Raw genomic sequence first — 16,283 nt, 5'->3', positions numbered from 1 at the left:
CAACTGCATAACCATGCAGAATGGCCCGAATGGCCGACGTGAAGAAGGTGGCGGTTGCCGGTGCGAGCGGCTACGCGGGTGGCGAGATTCTGCGCCTGCTGCTCGGGCACCCGGCCTACGCCGACGGCCGGCTGACGATCGGAGCGCTGACCGCGGCGGCCAGCGCCGGCAGCACGCTCGCCGAGCATCATCCGCACCTGACACCGCTGGCCCAGCGCGTGGTCGAGCCCACCGAGCTGTCCGTGCTGCAGGGCCACGACATCGTGTTTCTCGGCCTGCCGCATGGGCATTCGGCCGCGCTGGCCGAACAACTCGGTCCCGAGACGCTCGTCATCGACTGCGGGGCGGACTTCCGTCTCACCGACGCGGCGGCGTGGGAGCGGTACTACGGGTCGCCGCACGCGGGCAGCTGGCCCTACGGGCTGCCGGAGCTGCCCGGCGCACGGGAGCGGCTGCGCGGCGCCAACCGGGTCGCGGTCCCGGGCTGCTACCCGACCGCGGCGCTGCTGGCGCTGCTGCCCGCGCTGGCCGAGGACCTCGTCGACCCCGCGGTGACCGTCGTGGCCGTCAGCGGCACCTCCGGGGCGGGCCGCGCCGCCAAGACCGACCTGCTCGGCTCGGAGGTCATCGGGTCGGCCCGCGCCTATAACATCGCCGGCGCGCACCGGCACACCCCCGAGATCGCCCAGGGCCTGCGGACCGTCAGCGACCGCGAGGTCACCGTGTCCTTCACCCCGGTGCTCATCCCGACGTCCCGGGGCATCCTGGCCACCTGCACCGCGCGCACCCGCTCGCCGCTGTCGCAGCTGCGGGCGGCCTACGAAAAGGCTTATGACGCAGAGCCGTTCGTTCATCTGCTGCCGGAGGGGCAGCTGCCGCGCACCGGTTCGGTGATCGGCAGCAACGCCGCCCATGTCGCGGTCGCGGTAGACGAGGACGCCGAGACGTTCATCGCGATCGCGGCGATCGACAACCTGGTCAAGGGCACCGGTGGTGCCGCGGTGCAGTCGATGAACCTGGCGCTGGGTTGGCCGGAGACGGAAGGACTTTCGGTTGTCGGAGTGGCGCCATGACTGAGGCAGTGGCCGCGCGGCTGGTACGCGCCCAGGGCGTCACCGCACCCGGCGGATTTCGGGCGGCCGGGATCGCGGCCGGGATCAAGAAATCCGGGGCCCGCGACCTCGCGCTCGTCTTCAACGAGGGACCCGACTACACCGCGGCGGGGGTGTTCACCCAAAACCAGGTCAAGGCCGCGCCGGTGCTCTGGAGTCAGCAGGTGCTGACCACCGGGGCGCTGCGCGCGGTGATCCTCAACTCCGGCGGGGCCAACGCCTGCACGGGGCCGGCCGGCTTCCAGGACACCCACGCGACCGCGGAAGCCGTCGCCGCCGCGTTGTCGGACTGGGGAACCGAGACCGGGGCCATCGAGGTCGCCGTCTGCTCGACCGGGCTGATCGGCGACCGGCTGCCGATGGACAAGGTGCTGGCCGGGGTCACGAACGTCGTGCACGAGATGGCCGGCGGCCTGTCCGGTGGGGACGAGGCCGCGCAGGCCATCATGACCACCGACACCGTGCCCAAACAGGCTGCGCTGCACCATCCGGAAAACTGGACGGTCGGCGGCATGGCCAAGGGCGCGGGCATGCTGGCGCCCTCGCTGGCGACCATGCTGTGCGTGCTGACCACCGACGCGGTGGCCGACCACGCGGCGCTCGACGGGGCGTTGCGCCGCGCTTCGGCCCGCACGTTCGACCGGCTCGACATCGACGGCTGCTGTTCGACCAACGACACCGTGCTGTTGCTCGCGTCGGGCGCCAGCGGAGTCGCTCCGGCACAGGAGGATCTCGACGACGCCGTGCTGCGGATCTGCGACGACCTGTGCGCACAGTTGCAGTCCGACGCCGAGGGTGTCACCAAGCGTGTCACCGTGACCGTGACCGGGGCGCGCTCGGAGGACGACGCGTTCATGGCTGCCCGCTCGGTGGCCCGCGACAGCCTGGTCAAAACCGCGATGTTCGGCTCGGACCCCAACTGGGGCCGGGTGGTGGCGGCCGTCGGCCTGGCGCCCGGAGTGATCATCGAGCCCGATCGAATTACCGTGTCGTTCAACGGTTCCGTCGTATTCACCGACGGCACGGGTACCCCGGACTCCCGCGAGGTCGACCTGTCGGGGCCCGACATCCAGGTAGTCGTCGACCTCGGCCTGGGCGACAGCCAGGTCTCCATCCGGACCACCGACCTCTCGCACGCCTACGTCGAAGAGAATTCGGCCTACAGCACATGAGCACCGAAACCGACGCGCTCTCCACTCAGGTCAAGGCCCAGGTGCTGGCCGAGGCCCTGCCCTGGCTCAAGCAGCTGCACGGCAAGATCGTCGTGATCAAGTACGGCGGCAACGCCATGACCGACGAGGCGCTGCGCCACGCGTTCGCCGCCGACATGGCGTTCCTGCGCAACTGCGGTGTGCATCCGGTGGTGGTGCACGGCGGCGGCCCGCAGATCACCGCCATGCTGCGTCGTCTCGGCATCGACAAGGGTGACTTCAAGGGCGGATTCCGGGTTACCACACCGGAAGTGCTCGACGTCGCGCGGATGGTGCTGTTCGGTCAGGTGGGTCGCGAACTGGTCAACCTGATCAACGCGCACGGCCCCTACGCCGTGGGCATCACCGGCGAGGACGCCCAGCTGTTCACCGCGGTGCGGCGCAGCGTCACTGTCGACGGTGTGGCCACCGACATCGGCCTGGTCGGCGACGTCGACACCGTCAACACCGCGGCGGTGCTGGATCTCATTGCGGCGCGGCGTATTCCGGTGGTCTCCACGCTGGCGCCCGATGCCGAAGGCGTGGTGCACAATATCAACGCCGACACCGCCGCCGCGGCGTTGGCCGAAGCCTTGGGAGCGGAGAAACTGTTGATGCTCACCGATGTTGAAGGCCTCTACACCAGCTGGCCGGACCGGGGTTCGTTGGTCAGCGAAATCGACACCGCCACACTGGCGCAACTGCTGCCCACCCTCGAGACGGGCATGATCCCGAAGGTCGAGGCATGCCTGCGGGCGGTGACCGCCGGCGTGCCCAGCGCCCACGTCATCGACGGCCGCGTCGAGCACTGCGTGCTGGTGGAGCTGTTCACCGATGCGGGTACCGGCACCAAGGTGGTGCGCGCCGGCGACGATGCAGAGCGCAGCGATGAGGAGGAGCGGCGCAGGTGGAAAGCATGACGAACACCGACACCATGAAGCAGCGCTGGGAAGCCGTGATGATGAACAACTACGGCACCCCGGCGGTCGCGCTGGCCAGCGGTGAGGGCGCCGTCGTGACCGACGTGGACGGACGTGACTACCTGGATCTGCTGGGCGGCATCGCGGTCAACGTGCTCGGTCATCGTCACCCGGCCATCATCGAAGCCGTCACGCAACAGATTTCGACGCTGGGCCACACCTCGAATTTCTATGCCACCGAACCGAGTCTGGCGCTGGCCGAGGAACTCGTGGCCCTGCTGGGCGCCGACAGCCAGACCCGGGTGTTCTTCTGCAACTCCGGGACCGAGGCCAACGAGCTGGCGTTCAAGCTGTCGCGGCTCACCGGGCGCACGAAACTGGTTGCCGCGCAAGAGGGTTTTCACGGTCGGACGATGGGCTCGCTGGCGCTGACCGGCCAGCCGGCCAAGCAGGCGCCGTTCGAGCCGCTGCCCGGCCACGTCACGCACGTGCCCTACGGCGACACCGAGGCGCTGGCCGCCGCCGTCGACGGCGGTACCGCCGCGGTGTTCCTGGAACCGATCATGGGGGAGAGCGGCGTCGTCGTCCCGCCCGCGGGCTACCTCGCCGCCGCCCGCGACATCACCGCGCGGCAGGGCGCGCTGCTGGTGCTCGACGAGGTGCAGACCGGGATAGGCCGCACCGGAGCGTTTTACGCACACCAACACGACGGCATTACCCCCGACGTGATCACCCTGGCCAAGGGGCTGGGCGGTGGCCTGCCGATCGGCGCGGTGCTGGCCGTCGGGCCCGCCGCTGACCTGTTGACGCCCGGCCTGCATGGCAGCACCTTCGGCGGCAACCCGGTGTGCACCGCCGCGGCCCTGGCGGTGGTGCGGACACTGGCCGCCGAGGATCTGGTGCGCCGCGCCGAGGTGTTGGGAAAGTCGTTGCGGCACAGCGTCGAATCGCTCGGCCATCCGCTGATCGACCACATGCGCGGCCGCGGGCTGCTGCAGGGTCTGGTGCTGACCGCGCCGCGCGCCAAGGAGACCGAAGCCGCGGCCCGCGACGCCGGATTCCTGGTCAACGCGCCCGCCCCCGACGTCATCCGGCTGGCGCCCCCCCTGGTGATCACCGAGGCCCAGCTCGACAGCTTCGTCACCGCCTTGCCCGGCATCCTCGACACAGTGGGGAGCTCCGCATGACCCGCCACTTCCTGCGCGACGACGCGCTGTCACCGGCCGAGCAGGCCGAGGTGCTCGAGCTGGCCGCCGAGCTGAAGAAGAACCCGTTCAGCCGGCGTCCGTTGGAGGGGCCGCGCGGTGTCGCGGTCATCTTCGACAAGAACTCCACCCGCACCCGGTTCTCATTCGAGGTGGGCATCGCGCAGCTCGGTGGGCATCCCGTCGTCGTCGACAGCAGCAGCACCCAGCTGGGCCGCGACGAGACGTTGCAGGACACGGCGCGGGTCCTGTCCCGCTACGTCGACGCCATCGTCTGGCGCACGTTCGGCCAGGACCGCCTCGACGCGATGGCCTCGGTGGCGACCGTGCCGGTGGTCAACGCGCTGTCCGACGAGTTCCATCCCTGCCAGGTGCTGGCCGACCTGCAGACCATCGCCGAGCGGAAGGGCTCGCTGAAAGGCTTGCGGCTGAGCTACTTCGGCGACGGCGCCAACAACATGGCGCACTCGCTGTTGCTCGGCGGCGTGACCGCGGGCATCCACGTCACCGTCGCCGCGCCCGAGGGCTTCGCGCCCCACCCCGCGTTCGTGGCCGCGGCCGAAGAGCACGCGCTGGAGACCGGCGCGTCGGTGACCGTGACCGCCGACGCCGATGCGGCCGCCGCGGGCGCCGACGTCCTGGTGACCGACACCTGGACGTCGATGGGCCAGGAGAGCGACGGGCTGGACCGCGTCAAACCGTTCCGCCCGTTCCAGGTCAACCAGCGCCTGCTCGGGTTGGCTGACGCGGAAGCCATTGTGCTGCACTGCCTTCCGGCGCATCGCGGCGACGAGATCACCGACGAGGTGATGGACGGGCCGGCCAGCGTGGTGTGGGACGAGGCCGAGAACCGGCTGCACGCCCAGAAGGCGCTGCTGGTGTGGCTTTTGGAGCGGTCCTGATGACCCGTTCGAAGACCACTACCGAAACCACCCGCGCCGGGCGGCAGGCCCGCATCGTCACCATCCTGTCGTCGTCGTCGATCAGCAGCCAAAGCGAGCTGGCGGCCCGGCTGGCCGACGACGGGGTCGACGTCACCCAGGCCACGCTGTCCCGCGATCTCGAAGAGCTCGGCGCGGTGAAGCTGCGGGGCGCGGACGGCGGCGTAGGGGTCTACGTGGTTCCCGAGGACGGCAGCCCGGTGCGCGGGGTATCCGGCGGCACCGCCCGGTTGTCCCGGCTGCTGAGTGAGCTGCTGGTGTCGACCGACTCCAGCGCCAACCTTGCGGTGCTGCGAACTCCGCCCGGCGGAGCTGACTATTTGGCCAGCGCACTCGATCGTGCGGCGTTACCGTACGTCGTCGGCACCATCGCCGGCGATGACACCGTCTTCGTGGCTGCACGGGAGCCGATGACGGGCGCCGAGCTGGCCAGCACACTGGAAAACCTGAAATAAAGCCGCACGGCTTGGGATTGGAGATTGATCGATGTCAGAACGCGTCATCCTGGCGTATTCCGGCGGTCTGGACACCTCGGTGGCGATCAGCTGGATCGGCAAGGAGACCGGCCGTGAGGTCGTGGCGGTGGCGATCGACCTCGGCCAGGGCGGCGAAGACATGGAGCTCATCCGCCAGCGGGCCCTGGACTGCGGGGCTGTCGAGGCCGTCGTCGTCGATGCCCGCGACGAGTTCGCCGAGGGTTACTGCCTGCCGACCATCCTGAACAACGCGCTGTACATGGACCGCTACCCGCTGGTGTCGGCGATCAGCCGGCCGTTGATCGCCAAGCACCTGGTCGAGGCGGCCCGCCAGCACGGCGGCACCATCGTCGCGCACGGCTGTACCGGCAAGGGCAACGACCAGGTCCGCTTCGAAGTCGGATTCGCCTCGCTGGCACCGGATCTCGAGGTGCTGGCCCCGGTCCGCGACTACGCGTGGACGCGGGAGAAGGCGATCGCGTTCGCCGAGGAGAACGCCATCCCGATCAACGTCACCAAGCGCTCGCCGTTCTCGATCGACCAGAACGTGTGGGGCCGCGCGGTGGAAACCGGTTTCCTGGAACACCTGTGGAACGCCCCGACCAAGGACGTCTACGACTACACCGAAGACCCCACGCTCAACTGGAGCACCCCGGACGAGGTGATCGTCGGCTTCGAACGCGGTGTCCCCGTGTCGATCGACGGCAAGCCGGTGTCGATGCTGGAGGCCATCGTCGAGCTCAACGCCCGCGCCGGCGCGCAGGGAGTCGGGCGCCTCGACGTCGTCGAGGACCGGCTGGTGGGCATCAAGAGCCGCGAGATCTACGAGGCGCCCGGCGCGATGGTGTTGATCACCGCGCACGCCGAACTCGAACACGTCACCCTCGAACGCGAGCTGGGCCGGTTCAAGCGGACCACCGACCAGCGCTGGGCCGAGCTGGTGTACGACGGGCTGTGGTTCTCGCCGCTGAAGACCGCGCTGGAGAGTTTCGTCGCCACGACGCAGGAACACGTCTCGGGCGAGATCCGAATGGTGTTGCACGGCGGCCACATTGCGGTCAACGGCCGGCGCAGCGCCGAATCGCTCTACGACTTCAACCTGGCCACCTACGACGAGGGCGACAGCTTCGACCAGTCCATGTCGAAGGGGTTCGTCTACGTGCACGGGCTGTCGTCGAAGATCGCGTCGCGCCGGGACCTGGCCACCGAGGACAAGTGAGCACTCGCGAGGGATCTTTGTGGGGCGGGCGGTTCGCCGACGGGCCGTCCGAGGCGCTGGCTGCGCTGAGCAAGTCCACCCACTTCGACTGGGTGCTGGCGCCCTACGACATCACGGCGTCGCGGGCGCACACCATCGTGCTGTTCCGGGCCGGGCTGCTGACCGAGGAGCAGCGCGACGGGCTGCTGGCCGGGCTGGACAGCCTGGCCTCCGACGTGGCCGACGGCAGCTTCTCGCCGCTGGTCACCGACGAGGACGTGCACGGGGCGCTGGAGCGCGGGCTGATCGACCGGGTCGGGCCGGACCTGGGCGGGCGGCTGCGCGCGGGCCGGTCCCGCAACGACCAGGTGGCCACGCTGTTCCGGATGTGGCTGCGCGACGCGGTGCGCCGGGTGGCCGCCGGGGCGCTGGACGTCGTCGCCGCACTGGCCGCCCAGGCCGGCGCGCATCCGGACGCGATCATGCCTGGCAAGACCCACCTACAGGCCGCCCAACCGATCCTGCTGGCCCACCACCTGCTGGCACACGCGCACCCGTTGCTGCGCGACGTCGATCGCATCGTCGACTTCGACAGGCGCGCGGCGGTGTCGCCGTACGGCTCCGGGGCGCTGGCCGGCTCGTCGCTGGGCCTGGACCCCGACGCGATCGCCGCGGACCTGGGCTTCGCTACCGCCAGCGAGAACTCCGTCGACGCGACCGCCGCCCGGGATTTCGCCGCCGAGGCCGCGTTCGTGTTCGCCATGATCGGCGTCGACCTGTCCCGGCTGGCCGAGGACATCATCCTGTGGAGCTCGACGGAGTTCGGCTACGTCCGGCTGCACGATTCGTGGTCGACGGGCAGTTCGATCATGCCGCAGAAGAAGAACCCCGACATCGCCGAGCTGGCCCGCGGTAAGTCCGGCCGGCTGATCGGAAACCTGGCCGGGCTGCTGGCCACGCTGAAGGCCCAGCCGCTGGCGTACAACCGCGACCTGCAGGAAGACAAGGAGCCGGTGTTCGACTCGGTGGCCCAGCTGGAGCTGCTGCTGCCCGCGATGGCGGGGCTGGTCGGCAGCCTGACCTTCGACGTCGACCGGATGGCCGCGCTGGCCCCGGCCGGCTACACGCTGGCCACCGACATCGCCGAGTGGCTGGTGCGCCAGGGCGTCCCGTTCCGCTCCGCGCACGAGGCCGCCGGCGCGGCGGTGCGCACCGCCGAGGGCCGCGGGGTGGGCCTCGATGAGCTCACCGACGACGAGCTGGTGGCGATCAGCCCCGAGCTGACGCCCGAGGTCCGCGAGGTGCTGACGATCGAGGGGTCGGTGTCGTCCCGCGACGCCCGGGGTGGTACCGCGCCCGGCCGGGTGGCCGAGCAATTGAGCGCGCTGCTGCAGGCCAGCGCGACGCTGCGGGACCGGCTGAACTAGCCTGCGGCCTGCGCTTTGCCCACGTTCTTTGCCGAAGCCTTTCTAGGACGACTAAACTTCCAGCTCACAGGGACCGTTTGAACCGTTCGACCTAGATTTGCGTACCCAAGGGGTGGGAACCATGAGCGTCATCGCAGGTGTATTTGGTGCGTTGCCGCAATACCGATACTCCCAGCGCGAACTCACCGACTTCTTCGTCAGCATTCCCGAGTTCGAAGGCTACGAGGACATCGTCCGGCAGCTGCACACCAGCGCCAAGGTCAACAGCCGCCACCTGGTGATGCCGCTGGAGCGGTATCCCGCGCTCTCCGACTTCGGCACCGCCAACGCGATCTTCATCGAAAATGCCGTTGAGCTCGGCGCTGAGGCGCTGCGCGGCGCGCTCGACGAGGCCGGCCTGCGGCCCCAGGACCTGGACGCGCTGTTCACGACGACGGTCACCGGGCTCGCGACGCCGTCGATCGATGCCCGGATCGCTGGGCGGCTGGGGCTGCGCGACGACCTGCGGCGGGTGCCGATGTTCGGCCTGGGCTGCGTGGCCGGGGCGGCGGGCGTGGCCCGGATGAACGACTACCTGCTTGGCGCGCCCGACAGTGTCGCCGCGCTGATCTCCGTCGAGCTGTGCTCGCTGACCTACCCGGGATACAAGCCGTCGCTGGCCGGCATGGTCGGCAGCGCGTTGTTTGCTGACGGGGCCGGGGCCGTGGTGGCCGTCGGCGACCGGCGCGCCGAGCAGATCGGCGCCAGCGGACCCGACGTCCTCGATTCGCGCAGCCACCTGTACCGCGACTCGCTGCGCACGATGGGCTACGACGTGGGGGCCACGGGGTTCGAGCTCGTGCTGTCGAAGGACGTCGCGGCCATCGTCGAGCAGTACATCGAAGCCGACGTCAGCGCGTTCCTGGGGGACCACGACCTGAGCACGAGCGACGTCGGCGCCTTCGTCAGCCACCCAGGCGGCCCCAAGGTCATCGAGGCGATCAACACCGCACTCGGCCTGCCCGCGGATGCCCTCGAACTGACGTGGCGTTCCCTCGGCGAGGTCGGCAATCTGTCGTCGGCGTCGGTGCTGCACGTGCTGCGCGACACCATCGCCAAGAAGCCGCCCAGCGGCAGCCCGGGCCTGATGCTGGCGATGGGCCCCGGCTTCTGTTCTGAGCTCGTCCTGCTGCGCTGGCACTGATGCATGGCTGTGGACTGCCTGTCGGGGCGTAGGTATCGACGCGCGGAATTGACGGCGATGCAAAAATTGGGGTCAGCGAAAGGCACGGTCGGTGGCCGACTGGGCGAATGACCGCGGGTATCGCGATGCGGCCACTTTGGCGCTCGAGTGGCACGGACCTCGATATCTTTCTTGCAAGCGCGATGGCGCTGCCTTGAGGAGCAGCACGAGAGGCCGGGTCCATGAACAGCACTCATGAAGAGCTAGTCATGGCCCTGCGCAGGTCGCTCAAGGAAAACGAGCGGCTGAAGCGCGAAAACCGCGACTACCTGGCCTTGTTCTCCAGGGAAGCCACCGAGCCGGTGGCGGTCGTGGGCATGGCGTGCCGGTACCCGGGCGGGGCGGATTCCCCGGAAGCGCTCTGGCAGATGGTGGCCGACGGCCGCGACGTGGTCTCTGATTTCCCGGCCGACCGCGGCTGGGACCTGGGTAGGCTGTTCGATCCCGACCCCGACGCAGTGGGCAAGTCCTACACGCGCAGCGGCGGGTTCTTGGCCGGCGCGGCCGACTTCGACGCGGAGTTCTTCGGGATCGCGCCGAGCGAGGCGCTGGCCATGGACCCCCAGCAGCGGCTGCTGTTGGAGGTCTCGTGGGAGGCCCTGGAACGGGCCGGCATCGACCCGGTGCGGCTGCGCGGATCGGCGACGGGTGTCTTCGCCGGGATCTTCCACGGCTCCTACGGCGGACAGGGCCGCGTGCCGGGCGACCTGGAGCGCTACGGGCTGCGTGGCTCGACGCTGAGCGTCGCGTCCGGGCGGGTGGCGTACTCGCTGGGCTTCGAGGGCCCGGCCGTGTCGGTGGACACCGCGTGCTCGTCGTCGTTGGTAGCGCTGCATCTGGCGGCGCAGTCGCTGCGCTCGGGCGAATGCGACATGGCGCTGGTCGGCGGGGCGACGGTGATGGCGACGCCGGCGATGTTCGTGGAGTTCAGCCGGCAGCGGGCGCTGTCCGCCGACGGGCGGTGCAAGGCCTACGCCGGCGCGGCCGACGGAACCGGCTTCTCCGAGGGCGCCGGAGCCCTGGTGCTGGAGCGGCTGGCCGACGCGCAGCGCTTGGGCCATCCGGTGCTCGCGGTGATTCGCGGCTCCGCGGTGAATCAGGACGGCGCCTCCAACGGGCTGGCGACACCGAACGGACCGGCGCAGCAGCGGGTGATCCGCACCGCGCTGGCCAACGCCCGGCTGGGCACGGCCGATGTGGATCTCGTCGAAGGCCACGGCACGGGCACCATGTTGGGGGATCCGATTGAGGCCCAAGCCATTCTGGCCACCTACGGCCAGGACCGGCCGGCCGATCAGCCGCTGTGGCTGGGCTCCATCAAGTCGAACATGGGTCACACATCGGCGGCCGCGGGAGTGGCCGGGGTGATCAAGATGGTGCAGGCGATGCGGCATGGGGTGATGCCCAAGACCCTGCACGTGGATGTGCCGACGCCGCATGTGGATTGGGCGGCCGGGGCGGTCTCCCTGTTGACCGAGCAGCGGGCCTGGCCGGTGGTGGATCGCCCGCGCCGCGCGGCCGTGTCATCGTTCGGCATCAGCGGCACCAACGCGCACGTGATCCTGGAGCAGCCGCCTGCGGTGGAAGGCGTTGGTACGTCCGGTGATAGCGACACGCCGGTGGTGCCGTGGCTGCTGTCGGCCCGGTCGGCCGAGGCGTTGGCCGGTCAAGCGCGGCGGTTGTTGAGCCATGTGGGCGCCCGACCCGAGCTGAGCGCGACGGACGTGGGGTGGTCGCTGGCCTCGACGCGTTCGACGTTCGAGCACCGCGCGGTGGTCGTCGGAGCGGACCACGAGCAGCTGCTGGCGGGGGTGGCCGGGTTGGCCGCCGGCGAGCCGGGAGTGAACGTGGTCGCGGGGCGCGCCCGCACGCCCGGCAGGACGGTGTTCGTGTTTCCCGGCCAGGGCTCGCAGTGGGTCGGGATGACGGCCGAGTTGCTGGACACCTCAAGGGTTTTCGCCGACCACATGGACCGCTGCGACAAGGCGCTCGCCGAACACGTGGACTGGTCGCTGATCGACGTCGTCCGCGGTGTGGCGGGCGCCCCGGGGCTGGATCGCGTCGACGTCGTGCAGCCGGCCCTGTGGGCGGTGATGGTGTCGCTGGCCGAGCTGTGGCGCGCGCTGGGCGTGCAACCCGATGCGGTGATCGGCCATTCGCAGGGCGAGATCGCGGCGGCCTACGTCGCGGGCGCCCTGTCGCTCGAGGATGCGGCCCGGGTCGTGGCGCTGCGCAGCCGGCTGCTGGTCCAGCTGTCCGGCGCTGGCGGCATGGTGTCGCTGGCCTGCGGGCTGGCTCAGGTTCGCGAGCTGTTGACCGCGTGGGGCGATCGGCTGAATATCGCCGCGGTGAACGGGGTATCGGCCGTCGTCGTGTCCGGCGAGGTGCGCGCGTGCGAGGAGCTGGTCGCCCGCTGCGAGGCCGACGGCGTGCGTGCCCGCCGGATCGACGTCGACTACGCGTCGCACTCGGCGCAGGTCGACGCCATCCACGACGCGCTAATCGAGGCGCTGGCGGGCATCGAGCCCCATTCGTCGCCGGTGGCCTTCTTCTCGACGGTCAGCGGTCAGCGGATGGACACCGCCGGCCTCAATGCCGAGTACTGGTACCAGAGCATCCGGCAGACGGTGCAGTTCGAACACGCGGTCCGCGCCGCGCGGGAGGCCGGGTATCAGGCGTTCATCGAATCCAGCCCGCACCCGGTCTTGACCACCGCCATCGAGGAGACCTGCGCGGCCGCCGCGGGCCGCGATGACATCGACGCGACCGTCATTCCCTCCCTGGGCCGCAACGACGGCGGGCTGGACCGATTCCTGCTGTCCGCGGGCCAGGCCCACACCGCGGGCGTGGCGGTGAACTGGCCGGCGGCCTTTGTGGGCGGCGGCCAGGTGGAGCTGCCGACGTATGCCTTTGCACACCGGCGGTTTTGGCTGCCCATGGTCGGCGCCGGTGGCGCGGACCCGAGCGGCCTGGGCCTGGCCGGAGCCGAGCACGGGCTGCTGGGCGCGGTGGTGCAGCGGCCGGATTCCGGCGGCGTGGTGCTGACCGGGCGGCTGTCCACCGCCGCGCAGCCCTGGCTGTCCGATCACGCCGTGGCCGGGGTGGTGCTGTTCCCCGGCGCGGGGTTCGTGGAGTTGGCGCTGCGCGCCGGCGACGAGGTCGGCTGCACGGTGGTCGAGGAGCTCACGCTTTCGGCGCCGTTGCTGCTGTCGTCGGCGGACGGGGTTCAGGTGCAGGCGGTCGTCGGTGCCGCCGACGGTTCGGGCCGCCGCGCCCTGTCGGTCTATTCGCTTGACGCCCAGCCCGATTCGGAGTGGAGCCTGCACGCCGAGGGCGTGCTGAGCGCGGGGGAGCCAACGCGTACCGCGGACCTGTCGGTGTGGCCACCCGCGGGGGCGGCGCCGGTGGATGTGAGCGACGCGTACCGGCGGCTGGCCGAGCGCGGCTACGAATACGGCCCGGCGTTCCGCGGCCTGCACGCGATGTGGCAGCTCGGCAACGAGGTGTTCGCCGAAGTTGCCGTCCCGCAGGACGGGGGGCAGCCGGTCGGCGCGTTCGGGATTCACCCGGTGCTGGTGGATGCGGCGCTGCACGCGATGGGCGTCGCAGGCGAGCAGTCCCAGACGATGCTGCCGTTCTCGTGGCAGGGCGTGTGCCTGCACGCGGCCGGCGCATCGCGGGCCCGGGTCCGGATAGCGCCCGTCGGGGTGGCGGCGGTGTCGGTAGACCTGGCCGACGCGGCGGGCCTGCCGGTGTTGTCGGTGCGCGAGTTGGTGGTTCGCCCCGTCTCGACCGCGCAGCTCTCCGTGGCCGCGCCGCGGGCCGGGGGCCGGTTGCTCGAGGTGGGCTGGTCGCCGGTGGTGCTGGACGGCAACAGTGTTGGCGACGGCGTGGTGATCTGGGAGCCGAGTGCCGGTTCCGACGCGGTGGTGGGGTCGGTCTACGCGGCCACGCACGAGGCGCTGGGGATGCTGCAGTCGTGGCTGGCCGGTGACGGCTCCGGGGTGCTGGTGGTGCTGACCCACGGCGCCGTCGGGCTGCCCGGCGAGGATGTCACAGATCTTGCGGGTGCCGCGGTATGGGGCCTGGCGCGCTCGGCGCAGGCCGAGCATCCCGGCCGGTTGGTCTTGCTCGATTCGGACGGATCACTGGATATCGCCGAGGTAATCGGTTGCGGGGAAAAGCAATTGGTGGTGCGCTCCGGTGTGGCGCACGCGGCGCGGCTGACCCCCAGCGAGACTGCGCTCGAGCTGCCGACGCGGGGCTGGCGGATGCGCGCCGGGGGCGCGGGAACCTTTGAGGACCTGGCCGTGCAGCCCATCCCGGCGACGGACTTGGCCGCCGGGGAGGTCCGGGTGGCGGTGGGCGCGGTCGGGGTGAACTTCCGGGATGTGTTGGTGGCGTTGGGCATGTACCCCGGCGGCGGTGAGATCGGCGTCGAGGGCGCCGGCGTCGTCACCGAGGTCGGTCCCGGGGTGACCGGGCTGGCCGTGGGCGATGCGGTGATGGGCCTGCTGGGCGTGGTGGGTTCCGAGGCCGTGATCGATGCGCGGCTGGTGACCGCGGTGCCCGCGGAATGGTCGCTGCTGCAGGCCGCCGGCGTGCCGGTGGTGTTCCTGACCGCGCTGTACGGGTTGTCGGTGCTGGCCGGTGTCAAGGCCGGCGACCGCGTGCTGGTGCATGCCGCCACCGGTGGCGTCGGGATGGCGGCGGTGCAGCTGGCCCGGCACTGGGGCGCGGAGGTGTTCGCCACAGCCAGTCGCGGCAAGTGGGACACGTTGCGCGCCATGGGTTTCGACGACGACCACATCGCTGATTCGCGCTCGCTGGAATTCGAGCAGAAGTTCCTGGCCACCACCGGCGGCGCCGGCGTCGACGTGGTGCTGGACTCGCTTGCCGGTGAATTCGTCGACGCGTCGCTGCGGCTGCTGGTCGGCGGTGGGCGCTTCATCGAGATGGGCAAGACCGACCTGCGCGACGCCGATTCCATGCCGGCCGGCGTGATGTACCGGGCGTTCGACCTGATCGAGGCCGGCCCCGACCGCATGGCGGCGATGTTCGGTGAGTTGATGGCGCTGTTCGCCGATGGCACCCTGAAGCCGTTGCCGATCAAGGCGTTTGACGTGCGCTGCGCGCCGGCGGCGTACCGCTTCGTCAGCCAGGCGCGTCAGATCGGCAAGGTGGTGCTGAGCCTGCCCGACGGCCCCGGCGACCGGGTGCTGGTGGGTGCCGGGGCCGGGCTGGCGGGCTCGACGGTGCTGATCACCGGCGGCACCGGGATGGCCGGCTCGGCGCTGGCCGAACATCTGGTGGCCCGCTACGGCGTGGCGCACGTGGTGCTGGCCAGCCGCAGCGGTTCGGCCGCCGAGGATTTGGTGGACCGGCTACAGGAGGCCGGCGCACAGGTGTCGGTGGTGACCTGCGACGTCGCCGACCGTGCCGCGCTGGGCGCGCTGCTGTCCGGGCTGGACCCGCGCTACCCGCTCAAGGGTGTCTTCCACGCCGCGGGCGTGCTCGACGACGGGCTGATCGCCTCGTTGACCCCGCGGCGGGTGGATGCGGTGCTGCGGGCCAAGGTCGACGGCGCGTGGAACCTGCACGAGCTCACCCAAGACCTGGATCTGACGGCGTTCGTGCTGTTCTCGTCAATGGCCGGCATCCTGGGCACTCCCGGGCAGGGCAACTACGCGGCGGCCAACAGCTTCCTCGACGCGCTGGCGGAGTATCGGAACGGCCATGGCCTGGCGGGGCTGTCGGTGGCCTGGGGGCTGTGGGAACAAGCCTCGGCAATGACCCAACACCTGGGCGACCGCGACAGGGCCCGGATGAGCCGGGTCGGGGCCGCACCGCTGTCCACCGAGCAGGCGTTGCGATTGTTCGACACCGCAATGCTTTCCGACCGGCCCCTGGTGGTGGCCGCGCGCCTCGACCCCCGCGCGCTGGCCGAGCACAGCGCCGGGCTGCCGCCACTGCTGAGCCAGTTGGTGGCCCGGCCCACCCGGCGCGTGATCGCCGAGGCCGACACCACGGCCGCCTCGACGACCACGCTCGTCTCGCGGCTGCAGGGCCTGTCCGCCGAGGAGCGTCACCGCCAGCTCGTCGACCTGGTGTCCACCAACGCCGCAACCGTGTTGGGTCGCTCCAACGCCGCGGACATCAACGCCGCCAGCGTCTTCCAGGACCTCGGGTTCGACTCCCTGACTGCGGTCGAACTGCGGAACCGGCTGAAAACCGCGACCGGGCTCACGCTTTCGCCCACGCTGATCTTCGACTACCCCACGCCGACCGCGCTGGCTGAACACCTCGACACCCGCCTCGAGGTCAGCACCGGCGCCGTCGACCAACTCGGTGCGCTGGACCGCTTCAACGACATCACCCGCGAGCTGCAATCGCTGCTCAACCAACCGGATTGGAAACCCGAAGACAAGACCCATCTCGTCGCGCGTATCCAAACCCTGCTCACCACCCTGGGGGCCCACACCGATCCCGACGACTACCTCGCCGCCGACGACGCCGACATCTTTTCCGCATCCGAAAGCCAGCTCTTCGCAATCCTCGACGAAGAGCTCGGCTCCTGATCCCTACAAGGAAA

Annotated in this window: 10 protein-coding genes; all 10 read left to right on the top strand. The window is 70.5% G+C overall.

Annotation, left to right across the window (positions count from 1 at the left end; all coding sequences use genetic code 11):
- The first annotated feature begins 29 nt into the window (after nt 1-29).
- Nucleotides 30-1,073, top strand: coding sequence for an N-acetyl-gamma-glutamyl-phosphate reductase (argC, locus tag MRAB57_RS23940; RefSeq protein ID WP_077089551.1), 1,044 nt, complete (start codon nt 30-32; stop codon nt 1,071-1,073).
- Entirely contained in the window at nt 1,070-2,284 is a 1,215-nt protein-coding gene (argJ, locus tag MRAB57_RS23935; protein WP_077089549.1) for a bifunctional glutamate N-acetyltransferase/amino-acid acetyltransferase ArgJ, read from the top strand. Before argC ends, argJ begins: the two co-directional genes overlap by 4 nt.
- Nucleotides 2,281-3,222: an acetylglutamate kinase gene (gene argB / locus MRAB57_RS23930; protein WP_077089548.1), complete on the top strand. Its 942-nt coding sequence runs from the start codon at nt 2,281-2,283 to the stop codon at nt 3,220-3,222. Before argJ ends, argB begins: the two co-directional genes overlap by 4 nt.
- The gene (locus MRAB57_RS23925) at nt 3,219-4,409 is read left to right on the top strand and encodes an acetylornithine transaminase (protein ID WP_077089547.1); all 1,191 of its coding nucleotides are present in this window, start codon (nt 3,219-3,221) and stop codon (nt 4,407-4,409) included. The genes argB and MRAB57_RS23925 overlap by 4 nt, the downstream gene beginning before the upstream one ends.
- On the top strand, nt 4,406-5,329 hold the full coding sequence (gene argF, locus MRAB57_RS23920; protein WP_077089546.1) for an ornithine carbamoyltransferase: 924 nt from the start codon (nt 4,406-4,408) through the stop codon (nt 5,327-5,329). Before MRAB57_RS23925 ends, argF begins: the two co-directional genes overlap by 4 nt.
- Entirely contained in the window at nt 5,329-5,823 is a 495-nt protein-coding gene (locus tag MRAB57_RS23915) for an arginine repressor (RefSeq protein WP_077089545.1), read from the top strand. Before argF ends, MRAB57_RS23915 begins: the two co-directional genes overlap by 1 nt.
- Nucleotides 5,824-5,854: 31 nt before the next feature.
- The gene (locus MRAB57_RS23910; RefSeq protein WP_077089543.1) at nt 5,855-7,063 is read left to right on the top strand and encodes an argininosuccinate synthase; all 1,209 of its coding nucleotides are present in this window, start codon (nt 5,855-5,857) and stop codon (nt 7,061-7,063) included.
- A complete protein-coding gene (argH, locus tag MRAB57_RS23905) occupies nt 7,060-8,469 on the top strand; it encodes an argininosuccinate lyase (RefSeq protein ID WP_077089542.1) in 1,410 nt (469 codons plus the stop codon). Before MRAB57_RS23910 ends, argH begins: the two co-directional genes overlap by 4 nt.
- A 121-nt stretch (nt 8,470-8,590) precedes the next feature.
- Nucleotides 8,591-9,652, top strand: a complete 1,062-nt coding sequence (locus tag MRAB57_RS23900) for a type III polyketide synthase (protein ID WP_077089541.1) — start codon at nt 8,591-8,593, stop codon at nt 9,650-9,652.
- Between the two features lie 221 nt (nt 9,653-9,873).
- Nucleotides 9,874-16,269 (top strand): type I polyketide synthase, encoded by a 6,396-nt coding sequence (locus MRAB57_RS23895; protein WP_077089540.1) that lies wholly within the window; start codon nt 9,874-9,876, stop codon nt 16,267-16,269.
- Nucleotides 16,270-16,283 lie beyond the last annotated feature (14 nt).

It is taken from the genome of Mycobacterium rhizamassiliense, assembly GCF_900157375.1.
Taxonomy (GTDB): Bacteria; Actinomycetota; Actinomycetes; order Mycobacteriales; family Mycobacteriaceae; genus Mycobacterium; species Mycobacterium rhizamassiliense.
Note: the sequence above shows the minus strand (reverse complement) of the source record. Positions and strands in the feature narration are given on the sequence as shown.

Excerpts from the sequence above, each read along its gene's own strand:
- argB (WP_077089548.1), top strand. The coding sequence starts at position 2,281 with ATGAGCACCGAAACCGACGCGCTCTCCACTCAGGTCAAGGCCCAGGTG.
- MRAB57_RS23915 (WP_077089545.1), top strand. The coding sequence starts at position 5,329 with ATGACCCGTTCGAAGACCACTACCGAAACCACCCGCGCCGGGCGGCAG.
- MRAB57_RS23910 (WP_077089543.1), top strand. The coding sequence starts at position 5,855 with ATGTCAGAACGCGTCATCCTGGCGTATTCCGGCGGTCTGGACACCTCG.
- MRAB57_RS23895 (WP_077089540.1), top strand. The coding sequence starts at position 9,874 with ATGAACAGCACTCATGAAGAGCTAGTCATGGCCCTGCGCAGGTCGCTC.
- argJ (WP_077089549.1), top strand. The coding sequence starts at position 1,070 with ATGACTGAGGCAGTGGCCGCGCGGCTGGTACGCGCCCAGGGCGTCACC.
- argF (WP_077089546.1), top strand. The coding sequence starts at position 4,406 with ATGACCCGCCACTTCCTGCGCGACGACGCGCTGTCACCGGCCGAGCAG.
- MRAB57_RS23925 (WP_077089547.1), top strand. The coding sequence starts at position 3,219 with ATGACGAACACCGACACCATGAAGCAGCGCTGGGAAGCCGTGATGATG.
- MRAB57_RS23900 (WP_077089541.1), top strand. The coding sequence starts at position 8,591 with ATGAGCGTCATCGCAGGTGTATTTGGTGCGTTGCCGCAATACCGATAC.
- argC (WP_077089551.1), top strand. The coding sequence starts at position 30 with ATGGCCGACGTGAAGAAGGTGGCGGTTGCCGGTGCGAGCGGCTACGCG.